Source organism: Vibrio genomosp. F6 (assembly GCF_005146325.1).
GTDB lineage: Bacteria > Pseudomonadota > Gammaproteobacteria > Enterobacterales > Vibrionaceae > Vibrio > Vibrio cortegadensis.
Genome location: NZ_SYUT01000004.1, coordinates 22,788 through 38,793, shown reverse-complemented (window position 1 = coordinate 38,793; position 16,006 = coordinate 22,788). Strand labels below are relative to the sequence as shown.

Here is a 16,006-nt window from a genome sequence, read left to right as displayed (position 1 = left end):
GGATAGTTCGAAACTCAACCATAGACAACAAAACGCACTTGGCTAAGAAACGAAATGAGCTGAAATTGGAGTCATTCGAAGAGCCAGAATAGCAAAGAATTCGAGCGAGAAACCTGACAACAAAGTGCGCTGAAGCCACAATTCTCAATGAAGTACCCACGAAAAGAAGCCGCGCAAAATGAACTTGAGCCAGCAAAACTTACTAACGAGGAGACTTGCGTGACGTTGCAGCTAATTAACCGACAAACATTCTACGTGCGATGGCCATTTTGATGGCATTTTTCACGAAAAGAACAGGTGTGTAGTTCGGGCGCAGAACAAAGATAAACGGATAATTTAACCCTTTGAATCTTATGCAATATAACGCCGCGTTAAGTAGTGAGCAACGCCTGCCACCTAACCTAAACCATTGCACCGTAAACACCAAAACTGACTTGAACTGAAAATGCCGAGCGTTGGGAATCTGTCTTAAACGCTTTGTTATGTTTTATTTACTTCGTCCTTAAAGCGCTTTAATAATGGTTTCAATTGCCTACGAATTGATTCACTGTCCATCGTATTTGCAGCCCTAATCCCATAGGTAATAAAGTTTCGTTTTCCTAGGTGAGTATACCGACTATATAGCTTGCGTTTAAAAAGAGGTCTTTCTTTTTGACCGTTGATAAGTCGGAGGTTATTGTATTTAAGCATGGTTTTTTTAGCTAGTCTTACACCTCTACGCATACGTTCCGAATATCTCGCTAATGAAGAAGATCGTATAAATATGTCCTTGCCATTAAACATAAAGCCTAGGTACTGTAAATGACTATCCGAATTTAACTCTGAACCATTAAAAACAAATGTTCGAACTTCTGTTTTCTTGGGGTTCACCTTCAACTTTAAAGATTGAATTTGTGTCATAGCATACTGCTCAATTATAGCTTTAGCTTCAATTGGAACAATAAACAACATATCATCACAGTAGCGAAAATATTTACCACTAAGGCTATTTACAAACTGCCTCATTTTTAGGTCAAATTCAAACATATAAATATTTGATAACATTGCACTCAAAGGCGTTCCTTGAGGGATGCCATACAATTGTTTATGCGTTTTAATTAACTTGTTTTTCCTTACATTCTCCCTAAATTCAAGAGGTTCACAAACTCTCCTTCTCGCATGATTTCTATAATTCAAAGAAATCCCCAAAGACTTATATAAAGCTTCCTTTTCAACTATAGAGTGCTTGGTAATAGACTTGAACACATTGAAGTGATCTTTTGGTAGACGTGAAACCCCAAGTAAGTTACACCACTCACGCTTTAAAACCTCATGGTCAAGGGTATCAAAGAACTTAGATACATCTAGTGCAATCGCACAACATTCACCTGTTTTTTTGATTTCGTTGAAAGCATCAAAGGCAAAGTCAATATTACTCTTACCTAATGACCTAAAAGCTAGGATTGAATCATGCAACTCATTAGACCTTAATTTTTTTTCATACTCTCGATTTAGAAGTTTCGAGTAATAGGCATAAATATGGCTATCTACATGTGCGGGATAAGATATTGGTCTAAGTTTGGAGGGGAGGTTGATTACTGTTTTAGTAATTGGGTCTTTGCCAATCTTATTTACTTCTATTGTGTAATTTATTAGTGGGTAAAATGCATGTTTAGCAACAAGGTCTGGGCTATAAACAATTTTTGATGCTTTTTTTATGTTTATAGGAAGGTCAAAATGTAAGTAAGTTCGAGGTCGGAACCAATCTTTAGCAGGAATTTTCATTTCACCATCCGAGAGCAAAACCGAAGAAGCTAGAACAGCGGCAATTCTAAGCGCTTCTTCGGATTAACTGGTCTGGGTAGACCGTCAAAAGCCGCGTCATGTTAAACATAGATTATGCTATCACCATAACAATAACTCTGGAGGTACCTATCAAGACACTTATCCAAGTATTGCTGTCATTCTGCTCAATAAGCTTATTGAGTAGGTTTGACAGCCTGTTCAGCACCTTTTGATCAGTTGAGTATAACTATCAAAAGCAAATAAATAATACACTAGCCCGTTTATAACACAATGATTAGTTTAGAATAATTTGATTTAAAACATAACGCCAAGCTAAGCTGTGAGTGAAAGTGTGCCAAAATTAGAGCGAAGCGAAAATGGCACGCGTTCACGAATCAGTCTTGAGCGCCTTGTTATGTGAATTACCACAAAGCTACATTGCTAAAAGACTCATAGCTTACTGTTGCTTCTCGTTCATATTCTTCTTCATCATTGCCAGTCAACTCAGCCCAAGCTTGCCCTGCAACGTACAGTATTGATTCTGCCCATTGATCTGAACTCTTTGGCATTAAGGATGGATTATTAAGAACTTTTGTATAATGTTCGTAACCTTTAGCTACAACGAAACAGCGTGCATATAGAAAGCCATCACCAGAGCCACTAGACTCACCCGATTCCTCAATCCATTTTTGACCATCAATGGCATATAGAGCTTGAGATAGGTATTCTTGAAACAGAGAGATTTCTTCCTCTGTTTTCGAGGACAATACAGAAACGATAGGTGCCACAGCTTCTTCATCATCGCAATCGTCGAGAGCTTCTTGATCAATAAGTGAAATTAACTTCCAGAATTCATTTTGTTCCATAGCACTCTCCATTTTCACATAACGCTATCTAGACAGCTTCTAGCAACCTTTCTTCCACGCTACCGCCATCTTTCCTGTAGATTACTTTACCGTATGCTAACACAAACATTCATGCAAAACAGTTAGATAGAGTACGATACTATGTGCTTATGCTCTCAATTAGACAACTAAAAGCCTCCTAGTCTCTATCAATTACCTTTGGCTTAAATCACTGTATAAAAAAACAGACCAAAGAGCGGTAAATGAAAACACAATTCATGCTACATATAAAAGAATACATGCATACACGACACTACTCCGTTAGAACCATTGAGTCCTATGTGCATTGGATAACCAAGTTTATTGTTTTCCACAATATGGAACACCCATCAAAACTTAATGACAAAGATATCGAACGGTTTCTTACCGATCTGGCCATTAATCAGAAAGTTGCAGCAAAAACACAGGCATTGGCACTTAATTCACTTCACTTCTTATATCGTGATATTTTCAAGGCTCCTATCACGCTCGATCTCAACTTTAAGCGGTCTATCATTGATAGAAAATTGCCTGTTGTTATGACAACTAGCGAAACCAAAGCTTTTTTCAATCATATTGATCCTAAATATAAACTGCATGCACAGCTATTATATGGGTCTGGATTACGTCTCATGGAGTGTGTCCGGCTGCGAGTTCAAGACATTGATTACGATTATGGGCTGATACGGATTTGGCAAGGCAAAGGTGGGAAAAACCGGGCTGTCACCCTCGCGAGAGAACTTTACCCTATCTTAAAAGAGCAACAATCAATTGCTAAACGATATTACGACAAAGACATCAATACACCTGGTTACGGTGGTGTGTGGATGAAAAACGCGATCTCTGAGAAATACCCTCATGCTGATTTAGATTTCAACTGGCATTACCTATTCCCCTCGAGCAAAACAAGTATTGATCCTGAATCGAACCTATCACGTAGACAACATATCAGCGAAACGGCTTTACAAAGGGCCGTAAAGCGAGCAGCGAAAGATGCAGGGATAAATAAAAATGTCACTTGTCATACATTACGGCACTCATTCGCAACTCACCTGCTAGAGTCAGGAGCCGATATCAGAACCGTTCAAGAGCAGCTAGGACACAGCGATGTAAAAACAACTCAAATCTACACGCATGTATTAGAACGTGGGGCTAATGGCGTACTCAGCCCTCTTTCTCGATTATAAATCTCAAGTAACAGACGAAAAAAAAGAGAGCTTTCGCTCTCTTTTTAAAACATAAACAACGGCCTAATTAAAGAGCTGCTTTTGCTTTTTCAACTAGTACTGCAAATGCAGCTTTGTCAAATACCGCGATATCCGCAAGGATTTTACGGTCAATCTCGATTGATGCTTTCTTAAGGCCATTGATAAGACGGCTGTAAGATAGACCATTTTGACGAGATGCAGCATTGATACGAGCAATCCATAGCTGACGGAACTGACGCTTTTTGTTGCGACGGTCACGGTAAGCATATTGACCAGCTTTAGTCACTGCTTGGAAAGCTACGCGGTAAACACGTGAACGTGCTCCGTAGTAACCTTTTGCTTGTTTCAGAACTTTCTTATGACGTGCACGAGCTTGTACACCACGTTTTACGCGAGGCATTATGTCTCTCCTAAACTAAAATAAATAAACTAAAAAGAATTAAGCGTATGGCATCATACGTAGTACACCTGCAACTTCACACTTAGGTAAGATTGCATTTGGACGTAACTGACGCTTGTTCTTAGTAGTACGTTTAGTCAGGATGTGGCGTTTTGTAGCGTGCTTAAACTTGAAGCCACCAGCAGTTTTCTTGAAACGCTTAGCAGCACCTTTGTTGGTTTTCATCTTAGGCATGATGAAGACTCCGCATTGTTAGTTGTTAATAAACATAGTAATCAGGGCGAATAAAACGTCACCGCTGTAAACAGCAGTGACGCTATATTACTTGTAGGCCTTTAATTACTTCTTCTTCGGCGCCAATACCATAATCATCTGGCGACCTTCTATTCTCGTTGGGAAAGATTCGACTACTGCAAATTCTTCAGTATCCGCTTTCAAACGATTAAGAACGTCAACACCGATGCTTTGGTGGGCCATTTCACGGCCACGGAAGCGAATTGTTACCTTCACTTTGTTGCCGTCTTCTAGGAAACCAGTCAGGTTGCGTAGTTTTACCTGATAGTCACCAATATCAGTCCCAGGACGGAATTTTATTTCCTTAATCTGGACCTGTTTTTGCTTCTTCTTCTGCTCTTTCGCAGCTTTGCTCTTCTCGAAGAGGAACTTACCGTAGTCCATCACACGACAAACTGGCGGCTCGGCGTTAGGGCTGATCTCTACAAGATCCATACCAGCTTCATTAGCTGCTTCAAGTGCCTCAGCAATTGAAACTACACCAACGGGTTCTCCGTCAGCGCCAGTTAGACGAACTTCACGTACGCCACGAATGTCACCATTTAAACGGTGCTGGTTTTGATTGGCCGGTTGTTGGCCACGTCTTCCGCCTTTAATAGCTATTCCTCCAGATTGAGCTTACGGCTTGAAACTTCGGCTTGGATGTATGAAATAAAGTCATCCACTTTAAACTTGCCTAAGTCCTTGCCCTTACGGGTACGTACTGCAATTTCGCCGGCTTCCATTTCTTGGTCACCACAAACGAGCATATACGGTACACGTTTCAAAGTATGTTCGCGGATTTTAAAGCCTATCTTCTCATTTCTCAAGTCCGCTTTTACTCTAAATCCACTTTTTTGCAGTTTTTTTGTAATTTCTTGCACATAATCTGCTTGTTTGTCAGTTATGCCCATTACAATTGCTTGTTCTGGCGCCAACCACGTAGGGAAGAAGCCAGCGTACTCTTCAATAAGAATACCAATAAAACGCTCAAGTGAACCTAGAATTGCTCGGTGAATCATAACAGGCGTATGACGCTCGTTATCTTCACCTACGTATGTTGCACCTAAACGTTCAGGAAGTGCAAAATCGAGCTGCACTGTACCACATTGCCACGCACGATCCAGACAATCATGCAAAGTAAATTCAATTTTCGGTCCGTAGAACGCACCCTCGCCTTCTTGGATCTCGTAAGCGATATCCATAGATTCTAGGGCAAGTTTTAAATCTGCTTCTGCTTTGTCCCACATTTCGTCAGAACCAACACGCTGTTCAGGGCGTGTAGATAGCTTAACGACAATGTTTTCAAAACCAAATGTGGTGTATGTATCGTAAACCATCTCAATACATGATTTCACTTCATCTTGCACTTGAGCTTCAGTACAGAACACGTGAGCATCATCTTGAGTAAAACCACGAACACGCATAATGCCGTGTAGTGCACCTGATGGTTCGTTACGGTGACATGAACCGAATTCAGCCATACGCAATGGTAGGTCGCGGTACGATTTCAAACCTTGATTAAAGATTTGCACGTGACCTGGACAGTTCATTGGTTTAATCGCGTATTCACGGTTCTCTGAACTTGTTGTGAACATCGCTTCAGCGTACTTGTCCCAGTGACCAGAACGCTCCCAAAGAACGCGATCCATCATTAATGGACCTTTTACTTCTTGGTAATCATATTCAGTCAGTTTTTGACGAATAAATACTTCTAGATCACGGAAGATAGACCAACCGTTGTGGTGCCAGAAGACCATACCCGGTGCTTCTTGCTGCATATGGAATAAATCCAAGTGCTTACCAATTTTACGGTGGTCACGTTTTGCCGCTTCTTCTAGACGCGTTAAATGCGCTTTAAGTGCTTTCTTATCGTGGAAGGCAGTACCGTAGATACGTTGAAGCATCTTGTTGTCACTGTTACCACGCCAGTATGCACCCGCAACGTTTAATAGCGTGAAGTGTTGGCAGAAACCCATATGCGGAACGTGTGGACCACGACACATATCGATGTATTCTTCGTGATGGTACAGACCTGGACGATCGTCTTTAGAAACGTTCTCATCCAAGATTTCAATCTTGTACGTCTCACCGCGCGCTTCAAAAGCATCGCGAGCTTCCTGCCAGCTTACCGTCTTTTTAACAACTTGATATTTAGTCTTCGCTAGCTCTTTCATGCGTTTTTCAATGGCATCAAGATCTTCTTGGGTTAGCGAATGCTCAAGATCGATATCGTAGTAGAAGCCGTTGTCGATGGTTGGACCAATCGCCATTTTTGCTTCAGGGAAAAGCTGTTTAACCGCATGACCAAGCAAGTGAGCGCATGAGTGACGAACGATTTCTAAACCGTCTTCTTCATCTTTTGCAGTGATGATCTCAAGGCTTGCATCATTTTCGATTAGATCACAGGCATCAACACGTTGACCATCAACACGACCAGCAATGGTTGCTTTCGCAAGACCAGGACCAATTGAAGCGGCTACATCTAGAGTTGAAACTGGAGCATCGAACGGGCGTTGACTACCGTCAGGAAGAGTAATTACAGGCATATATTATCCTTTACAGTGGTGTCGCACACTAAGCGACACATGTTCAATTAATTTGAAAGTGAAATATAACGATCGCCTATCAGTAATACGAATACCGGGGAAACCGTTAAGGGGTGAGATTCTACCTATGTAAATCGCTGATTGCAAAACCGCAGCCTTGTATTTTTAATAACCTATATTTCATTGAACGTCATACGTTGATTTGTAGTGGTCAACGAAAATCACGGCAGAACAAATACCCTCGTACTTCATAATTATTAGCTAAACTTAAATGAAAGAACGTCGCATGCAGGGGGCAAGTTGATAAGAACAAACATTCACTCTTTTATTGTTCTTACTTTTTTACTTCTAACATCATCAAGTTTTGCGTTAGAAGCGCACAACTATGGCCCTTTGAATGCCTATGCTCAGTCTCCATTACAATCCAATAGCCTTACCCCTCAACTACGTTCTGGCTACTCTCTAATAGAGAACGATGTCGAGCTTTACGCCAATTTCACAGCCGCGAGTATCTGGGCCCATACCGATGAATATTCGATTGATTATTATCAAAACCAGGTCAATGTAGGCGGAAAGTGGCAATTAGATGAACGCTGGCAAATAGATCTCGGATACAGACTCAATTATGCAGGAGATAACCATTTAGATGGATTAACGAAAAGCTTCCACCAGCTGTTTGGCATTGATCAAAACGGCCGTGATGAGGCAAGTAACCATCAATTCTCAATTTCAATCCCACAATATGATATAGACATTGAGGACTTCCAAAGCGATACGCTTTCCAGTGCCACCACTTTATATCTCCAATATCAGTGGCTAAATGAACAGAATCACGGGTTGTCATTAGGAGGGGCGATATATTACAACCACGTCAATAGCGGAACATTTAAAGGCAGTGACTTTGAGCAAGCAGTGCAGATTAACTACAGCTATCGAAACTTCTCTCACCAACTATTTAGCACGGTTGGGTTGGCTATTCATGACACTGAACGGATATTCACACAGCTAACACACAAAAAAGTGACATTGTCACTCATCTTGGGTTATCAATATCAGATTGCACCTAATCACGAGCTACATCTTGAATACCGTTGGTACGAAGGTGCCATTGATACGCCTAAAAGTTTTTCTGAAGCATCGAATGAGTTTGTGCTTGGTTACCGCTATACCATGCCTCAATCGGCTCTAGAGATTTCTCTAACCGAAAATTTATTTAATATGGATAACAGCACTGACATCGCTTTTACGATTGGGTACCGTTATCACTTATCTTTACACTAAGGATTCTTTGATGAGTTTGCCTTAAATTACGCTCCTTAGATTAATATTCTCTTCACTAAACCCTGCCTACTGTCCAATCCCAAAATTCATTGCTCAATCAAAGCTATTGAAATTTTACACAGATGGCTTACTCTATTTGTATAGTCAATTAAAAGTAAGTATGACCATGTCCAACTCTCCGCTCTACGTTCAGATCCGCCAGTTCATCGCCGATAATATTGATTCAGGCTTGTGGCCGGTTGGGCATAAGATCACTACAGAGTTGGAGTTGACCACTCAGTTTAATGTGAGTCGGATGACGGTAAACAAAGCCATTCGAGATCTTGTCGCAGAAGGTAAACTAGTACGAAAACCTCGATTAGGCACTTTTGTTTGTCAGCAAGAAGAGAAGGCAGAGTCACCACTGCTTGATATTAGAAACATCGCAGAAGAAGTCTCAACCAGAGGGAAGCAGTATCACAATCAAGTCGTAAAACAGATTGCGATCAAAGCCGATGAAGCCGTCGCGATCAAATTAGGCATCAGAATTGGATCTGATGTTTTTTATAGTGAAATCATTCATTTTGAGGACAATAGTCCAATTCAACTCGAAGTCCGCTGGGTGAATGCTATCTATGCACCGGATTATTTAGATCAAAACTTTTCCAAAGTGACACCCAATCAATACCTCTCCAACAACTGTCCATTGAGCGCCATTGAACATAGCGTAGAAGCCATTGTTCCAGAGTCGAATATTAAAGCCTCATTAGCACTTTCCGATAATGAACCCTGCCTTCTACTTAATCGCCGCACATGGAGTGGTGATAAATTAGTGAGTTCAGCTTTACTCTACCACCCAGGAAGCAAATACAAACTTACCTCTAAGATTGAGTTGAACTAAAGCATATTACTCTACCTTCCGATCACATTTTAGTAACATTAGACTTGTCGAACGCTAATTTTTGCTCTATTTATTTGTATATACATTTAAATTTACATCGAAGTTGAGTTCTCATATGAATTTAGTTCTTACCAACGCTTGTTTAGTCACAATGCAAACTGGTGAATATGGCTATCAAGTCACAGAGCCAAAAACCGTGGTAGTTAAACAGGGCAAGATCCATTCAATTAACTCAAGTGTCGACATTCAACCAATCGAGTCTAGTGATTATCAACAAATCGATTGCCAAGGGAAGTTGGTGACTCCGGGGCTTATTGATGCTCATACTCACCTTGTCTATGCAGGTAATCGTGCCAACGAGTTTGAAATGCGCCTTAAAGGTATTCCCTACCAAGAAATTGCCAAACAAGGCGGTGGAATACTATCGACGGTTAAAGCCACAAGGAACGCAACCGAAGAGCAACTCATTGAACTTGCCCTACCCCGTTTAGATGGTCTTATCCGCTCAGGCGTGACTTCAGTAGAGATCAAATCTGGCTACGGGCTAAATTTACACGATGAACTGAAAATGCTTCGCGCGGCGAAAATGCTAGAAAAGCACCGCAATATTAAAGTATCAACTACCTTGTTGGCGGCTCACGCACTTCCTCCTGAATTTACCAACCGTCCAGACGATTACATTTCATACGTCTGTTCTGAGATCATTCCACTGGCTGCCCAAGAACAACTCACAGACAGTGTCGATGTCTTTTGTGAAAGCATCGGTTTCAATTTGAATCAGACGCAAAAAGTCTTCCAAACGGCATTAGAACATGGCCTCAAAATAAAAGGTCATACCGAGCAACTCAGTAACCTTGGGGGCAGTGCTCTTGCCGCGGAATACGGCGCCCTCTCGGTTGATCACATTGAATACTTGGACAGTGATGGCGTTAAAACACTTGCTCAATCTAATACCGTCGCGACCTTGTTACCTGGCGCATTCTACTTCCTAAGAGAAACTCAGCAACCTCCTATTAATCTACTCCGAAAGCACCATATACCAATGGCAATCGCTTCGGATCTCAACCCCGGCACATCACCGTTTGCAGATTTAACACTCATGATGAACATGGCCTGCACTCTATTCGGACTTACGCCAGAAGAGGCATTAAGAGGCGTGACGAGCCATGCCGCGCAAGCTATTGGCAAACAGGATTCCCGAGGACAATTAAAAGAGGGCTTCGATGCTGATTTCGCGATTTGGAATATAGAGCATCCTGCCGATTTGAGCTATCAAGTGGGAACTCCCCGCTTAGCTCATCATATTGTGAATGGGAAAGTAAGCAGCGGCTTCACCAATCAGTTATGCAATCACGGAGAGATAAACCATGTCTAGTTCAAAACACACCTCTCACAACTTTAAATGGCATGGGCGAGATGACAAAGAAGATGGAGCGTTAGGGACTCGTGTTCATCACATTACTCAAACCGTAAGTTCTCAGGACTCCCAAGTTACCGATCAGCTTAAATCACACAAACACGTCGCGCTTGTCGGGTTCGAATGTGATGCTGGAGTAAAACGCAACAAAGGTAGAATTGGAGCGCATCAAGCCCCAGATCTCATTCGTCAGGCATTAGCGAATATGGCATGGCACCAAGATTCAACTATTCATGATTTTGGTAATATTTCATGTGATGGAGACCAACTCGAATCCAGTCAAACTCAATGTGCTGATGTCATTGCTCAAGCCCTTCAACACAGCCCAGTAATTACATTAGGTGGTGGGCATGAAGTCGCGTGGGCTTCATTCCAAGGTTTGGCCAAGCATATAAACGCGCAGTCTAAAACCGCAAGCGTTCCACCTAGAATTGGCATTATCAACTTTGATGCCCATTTTGACTTGCGCAGCTTTGAAAGCGACCTACCTGACATAAAACCGAGCTCGGGTACACCATTCAATCAGATCCAACATTTTTGCTCTGAAAACAACTGGCCATTTCACTACGCCTGTTTAGGGGTGAGTCGAGCGAGTAACACAGCCGCACTCTTCAAGCGCGCTGACGACCTTAATGTGTGGTACGTCGAAGACACTGAGCTTTCACACTTGAATCATGTGTATCAATTGACCCAGTTACAGCATTTTATTGATGCGTGTGATTTTATCTATCTCACCATCGACCTTGATGTTTTCCCCGCAGCAACCGCTCCGGGTGTGAGCGCCCCAGCAGCCCGTGGTGTCAGCTACGATAGCATCGCCCCTTTTCTTGAACGCATTTTAGATTGTAAAGACAAATTGATCATTGCTGACATCGCAGAGTACAACCCGAATTTTGACATCGATGGGCAAACGGCTCGATTGGCGGCTCGACTGTGTTGGGACATCGCCAATGCTATGTCCGATGAGTCGTACCAAAAGCCCACGATTTAGCGACGAAAGACTATCACCCAATAAGAAACACCTACATCAATGAGAGGTTCAAAAGAGACCTCCATAACGTGAAACTGACCTTTAAAGGAGCATTACCATGACGGAACAACACTCGTCTGATCCACGTCTCGACACTTCACGCACCATACGTGCACCACACGGCACAACGTTACGCGCCAAATCATGGTTAACAGAAGCACCACTTCGCATGTTAATGAATAATTTAGACCCAGACGTTGCCGAGCATCCACACGCGTTGGTTGTCTACGGCGGTATCGGTCGAGCGGCACGAAACTGGGAATGCTATGACAAAATTGTTGAAGTTCTTGAGCGTCTTGAAGATGACCAAACACTGTTAGTTCAATCTGGTAAGCCTGTCGGTGTCTACCCGACTCACAAGAATGCACCGCGCGTATTAATCGCCAACTCCAATATTGTTCCACACTGGGCCAATTGGGAGCACTTCAATGAGCTAGATAAAAAAGGCTTGATGATGTACGGGCAAATGACAGCAGGAAGTTGGATCTACATTGGCTCGCAAGGCATTGTTCAAGGGACATACGAAACTTTTGTCGCCATTGCTAAGAAACACTTCCAAGGTGAAGCAAAAGGTAAATGGGTATTAACTGGTGGTCTTGGTGGTATGGGTGGCGCGCAACCTCTTGCAGCGACTATGGCTGGCTTCTCAATGATTGCAGTCGAATGTGATGAATCACGAATTGATTACCGCCTCCGTACGGGTTATGTCGACAAAAAAGCCACCAGCTTAGATGAAGCAATGGCGATGATAAAAGAGTCTGACACACCGATTTCAGTTGGGCTTCTTGGTAACGCAGCGGATGTTTTCCCAGAACTTGTTGAACGTAATATCACTCCTGACGTAGTAACCGACCAAACTTCGGCTCACGACCCTCTGAATGGCTATCTACCACAAGGTTGGTCAATGGAGAAAGCAGCACAAGAACGTTTAGAAGATGAAGCGAAGGTAGTAAAAGCCGCTAAACAGTCCATGGCGATCCAAGTGCAAGCCATGCTCGATCTACAAGATCGCGGCGCAGCAACTGTCGATTACGGCAATAACATTCGTCAAATGGCGCTAGAAGAAGGGGTAGAAAACGCTTTCGATTTCCCTGGATTTGTTCCCGCTTATATTCGACCTCTATTCTGTGAAGGTATTGGGCCATTTCGTTGGGCTGCTCTGTCTGGCGATCCTGAAGATATCTACAAAACAGATCAAAAAGTGAAAGAGCTTATTCCAGATAACCCGCAACTGCATAACTGGCTAGATATGGCGCGTGAACGCATTCAGTTCCAAGGTCTCCCTGCCCGTATTTGTTGGGTGGGATTAAAAGATCGTGAACGTTTAGGTCAAGCATTCAATGAGATGGTCAAAAATGGCGAGCTTAAAGCGCCAGTCGTCATCGGTCGAGATCACTTAGACTCAGGATCAGTCGCGAGCCCGAACCGTGAAACCGAAGGCATGATGGACGGATCCGATGCTGTTTCAGATTGGCCGCTGCTAAATGCCCTACTCAATACGGCAGGCGGTGCGACTTGGGTTTCTCTTCATCACGGCGGTGGTGTTGGCATGGGGTTCTCACAACACTCTGGAATGGTAATTTGCTGTGACGGCAGTGATGACGCTTCCGAGCGTATCGCTCGTGTATTGCATAACGATCCGGCAACGGGTGTGATGCGCCATGCTGATGCGGGTTATGACATTGCCAAACAGTGCGCCAAAGATCAAAAACTCGACCTACCTATGTTAAACGCTGAACTTAGCCGTCTGTAATGGAAGATATGACCATGATAAATTTACACCTTAATCCAGGCCACTTGAGCTTATCTGAACTTCGCAGCGTAAGTCGCGCACCGATAAACTTGACCTTAAACCCGGATGCCATCCCAGATATTGAGGCAAGTACTCAAGTCGTAGAACAAGTGATTGCCGAAGACAGAACCGTTTATGGCATCAATACAGGTTTTGGTCTATTAGCGAACACTCGAATTGCGCCAGAAGATTTAGAAACATTACAGCGCAGTATTGTCCTTTCGCATGCCGCTGGTATTGGCAAATTCATGTCGGATGAGACCGTTCGTTTGATGATGGTGCTCAAAATCAACAGCTTATCGCGTGGCTACTCTGGTATTCGCTTAAAAGTGATCAACGCACTGATTGAATTGGTTAATTCTCAAGTGTATCCATGCGTGCCGCAAAAAGGTTCTGTGGGTGCATCAGGCGATTTAGCTCCATTGGCTCACATGAGTACTGTGTTACTTGGGGAAGGCCAAGCTCGTCATAATGGTAAAATCATGTCTGGGCTTGAAGCGCTTAAAATTGCGGGGCTAGACCCGATCACGCTTGCGCCAAAAGAAGGGCTTGCGCTACTTAACGGAACTCAAGCTTCAACCGCTTTTGCTCTAGAAGGATTATTTGAAGCCGAAGATCTTTTCGCCTCAGCAACCGTATGTGGTGCCATGTCTGTAGAAGCGGCATTGGGAAGCCGTCGTCCGTTTGATCCGCGTATTCATCGCGTTCGTGGGCATCGTGGGCAGATGGATGCTGCCACCGCTTATCGCCACCTTCTAGATAGCAGCAGCGAGATTGGCGAATCACATACCGCGTGCGAAAAAGTGCAAGATCCGTATTCATTGCGCTGCCAACCACAAGTGATGGGAGCCTGCTTACAACAGATCCGAAATTCAGCCGATATTTTGCAAGTTGAAGCGAACTCAGTGTCAGACAACCCACTAGTGTTTGCTGAAGATGGCGACATTATTTCGGGCGGTAACTTCCATGCTGAACCTGTAGCAATGGCGGCGGATAACCTTGCACTTGCGATTGCCGAGATGGGCAGTTTATCAGAGCGACGCATGGCCCTGCTGATTGATAGTGCCTTAAGTAAATTACCACCGTTTCTTGTAGACAATGGCGGCGTAAACTCAGGCTTCATGATCGCTCAAGTAACCGCTGCCGCTCTGGCAAGTGAGAACAAGAGTTTGGCTCATCCTGCCTCTGTCGATAGCTTACCGACGTCTGCAAACCAAGAAGATCATGTTTCCATGGCTACTTATGCCGCGCGTCGCCTTCGCTACATGGCCGAAAATACACGTGGGATCCTAGCGGTTGAGTATCTATCCTCTGCACAGGGTCTTGATTTCCGAGCGCCAACGAAATCATCAGTTCGCATTGAAGAAGCCAAATCCATCTTACGTGAAAAAGTCGCCTTCTATGATAAAGACCGCTATTTTGCTCCAGACATTGAAAAAGCGAACGCATTATTAAAGTCAGCCGTTCACAACCACCTAATGCCTGATAGCGTTCTATGCAGTTACTAATTTAACTCAGTGTCATTCCCATCTCTGACATCGCTAAATTAATTAGCTTGATAGATTATTAGCTTAGAAAGTGAACCTCATCTAGACCATCGATTATCGGTGGTCTTTTTTATTAACAAAAACCCGCGAACTGAGTCAATTTATTCATATCAGCAACTGGATAGACCATTAAATGAAGATAGTTGGATATAATCAGCACAGATTTTTCAACAAGCTGAGAATTATGTTTCTATCTCCTTATTTTTCAAACGCAGACAAACAATTCCAATTCACTCGTGAACAAGCAAGTCATTTTGCTAAAAAAGTAGCGGGCGACTTCAACCCTATTCATGATGAAGACAACAAACGTTTTTGTGTGCCAGGTGATCTTCTCTTTGCCGTTCTTCTTCAAAAAGAAGGCATTAGCCAAAAAATGCGTTTTGACTTCTCAGGAATGGTCAGTGATGGTGTTGCTCTGAGCGTTGAAAATAAGAGTGAGAAAGAGAGCTCGCTAATCGATTCTTATGGCAAAGAGTATTTGCATATGAATCATCAAGGCGACGTTAGCCATGACGCAGCGTTCATTGAGCATGTTGTGACGAACTACGTACAATTCTCTGGTATGAACTTCCCTCACATCATGGTGCCTCTGATGGAAGAGCAACAGATGATGATCAACTGTCAGCGTCCTTTAGTGATTTATGAGAGCATGGAAGTGGAATTCAGCCGCCTAGATCTCACTCACCCAGAAGTCTCATTTGCTGGCGCAAGCTTTGATGTTGACGGTAAACGCGGTGTGGTGACGCTTAACTTTGAATTTAAAGAAGATGGCATCGTTGTAGGTAAAGGCGTTAAGCGCATGGTCGCAAGTGGCCTAAAACCTTATGACCAAGCAGCGGTTGATGATCTCGTCAATCGCTTCAACGAAAGAAAAGAGATGTTTCTTGCTCAGTTTGCTCAAGCTGCAGCATAACAACACTGATTCGAACCAATAGAAACACGCTAGAAGCAATTAACAAAAAAGGAACTATTAGGTTCCTT

At 43.1% G+C, this 16,006-nt stretch carries 14 protein-coding genes; 8 read left to right on the top strand and 6 right to left on the bottom strand.

Annotated elements, in window-relative coordinates; genetic code table 11:
* Positions 1 to 480: 480 nt before the first annotated feature.
* Positions 481 to 1,764, bottom strand: a complete 1,284-nt coding sequence (gene drt2, locus FCV43_RS00215; RefSeq protein WP_136993676.1) for an antiviral reverse transcriptase Drt2 — start codon at positions 1,762 to 1,764, stop codon at positions 481 to 483.
* Between the two features lie 422 nt (positions 1,765 to 2,186).
* Positions 2,187 to 2,630 (bottom strand): DUF4240 domain-containing protein, encoded by a 444-nt coding sequence (locus FCV43_RS00210; RefSeq protein WP_170961570.1) that lies wholly within the window; start codon positions 2,628 to 2,630, stop codon positions 2,187 to 2,189.
* Between the two features lie 242 nt (positions 2,631 to 2,872).
* Between FCV43_RS00210 and FCV43_RS00205 the strand changes: the two genes are divergently transcribed.
* Positions 2,873 to 3,835, top strand: coding sequence for an integron integrase (locus tag FCV43_RS00205; RefSeq protein ID WP_136993674.1), 963 nt, complete (start codon positions 2,873 to 2,875; stop codon positions 3,833 to 3,835).
* A 67-nt stretch (positions 3,836 to 3,902) separates the two neighbouring features.
* Here the strand turns inward: FCV43_RS00205 and rplT are convergent, their stop codons facing one another.
* The 4 genes from rplT to thrS all read right to left on the bottom strand — a co-directional run bounded on the left by rplT (position 3,903) and on the right by thrS (position 7,078).
* Positions 3,903 to 4,256, bottom strand: coding sequence for a 50S ribosomal protein L20 (rplT, locus tag FCV43_RS00200; RefSeq protein WP_017052550.1), 354 nt, complete (start codon positions 4,254 to 4,256; stop codon positions 3,903 to 3,905).
* 39 nt (positions 4,257 to 4,295) lie between these two features.
* Positions 4,296 to 4,490 (bottom strand): 50S ribosomal protein L35, encoded by a 195-nt coding sequence (gene rpmI / locus FCV43_RS00195; protein WP_017052549.1) that lies wholly within the window; start codon positions 4,488 to 4,490, stop codon positions 4,296 to 4,298.
* Between the two features lie 105 nt (positions 4,491 to 4,595).
* Positions 4,596 to 5,147: a translation initiation factor IF-3 gene (gene infC / locus FCV43_RS00190; RefSeq protein WP_084654942.1), complete on the bottom strand. Its 552-nt coding sequence runs from the start codon at positions 5,145 to 5,147 to the stop codon at positions 4,596 to 4,598.
* 2 nt (positions 5,148 to 5,149) lie between these two features.
* Positions 5,150 to 7,078, bottom strand: coding sequence for a threonine--tRNA ligase (gene thrS, locus FCV43_RS00185; RefSeq protein WP_017052547.1), 1,929 nt, complete (start codon positions 7,076 to 7,078; stop codon positions 5,150 to 5,152).
* A 300-nt stretch (positions 7,079 to 7,378) separates the two neighbouring features.
* Between thrS and FCV43_RS00180 the strand changes: the two genes are divergently transcribed.
* The 7 genes from FCV43_RS00180 (at position 7,379) to FCV43_RS00150 (ending at position 15,938) form a co-directional block, all read left to right on the top strand.
* The gene (locus FCV43_RS00180; RefSeq protein ID WP_136993673.1) at positions 7,379 to 8,359 is read left to right on the top strand and encodes a DUF3187 family protein; all 981 of its coding nucleotides are present in this window, start codon (positions 7,379 to 7,381) and stop codon (positions 8,357 to 8,359) included.
* 166 nt (positions 8,360 to 8,525) lie between these two features.
* Positions 8,526 to 9,239 (top strand): histidine utilization repressor, encoded by a 714-nt coding sequence (hutC, locus tag FCV43_RS00175; protein ID WP_136993672.1) that lies wholly within the window; start codon positions 8,526 to 8,528, stop codon positions 9,237 to 9,239.
* Between the two features lie 115 nt (positions 9,240 to 9,354).
* Positions 9,355 to 10,614, top strand: coding sequence for an imidazolonepropionase (hutI, locus tag FCV43_RS00170; protein WP_136993671.1), 1,260 nt, complete (start codon positions 9,355 to 9,357; stop codon positions 10,612 to 10,614).
* Positions 10,607 to 11,647, top strand: a complete 1,041-nt coding sequence (gene hutG, locus FCV43_RS00165) for a formimidoylglutamase (RefSeq protein ID WP_136993670.1) — start codon at positions 10,607 to 10,609, stop codon at positions 11,645 to 11,647. Before hutI ends, hutG begins: the two co-directional genes overlap by 8 nt.
* 97 nt (positions 11,648 to 11,744) lie before the next feature.
* Positions 11,745 to 13,439, top strand: a complete 1,695-nt coding sequence (gene hutU / locus FCV43_RS00160; RefSeq protein ID WP_113795330.1) for a urocanate hydratase — start codon at positions 11,745 to 11,747, stop codon at positions 13,437 to 13,439.
* Between the two features lie 14 nt (positions 13,440 to 13,453).
* A complete protein-coding gene (hutH, locus tag FCV43_RS00155) occupies positions 13,454 to 14,986 on the top strand; it encodes a histidine ammonia-lyase (protein WP_136993669.1) in 1,533 nt (510 codons plus the stop codon).
* A gap of 223 nt (positions 14,987 to 15,209) precedes the next feature.
* Positions 15,210 to 15,938, top strand: a complete 729-nt coding sequence (locus FCV43_RS00150; RefSeq protein WP_017052540.1) for a DUF3581 domain-containing protein — start codon at positions 15,210 to 15,212, stop codon at positions 15,936 to 15,938.
* Positions 15,939 to 16,006 lie beyond the last annotated feature (68 nt).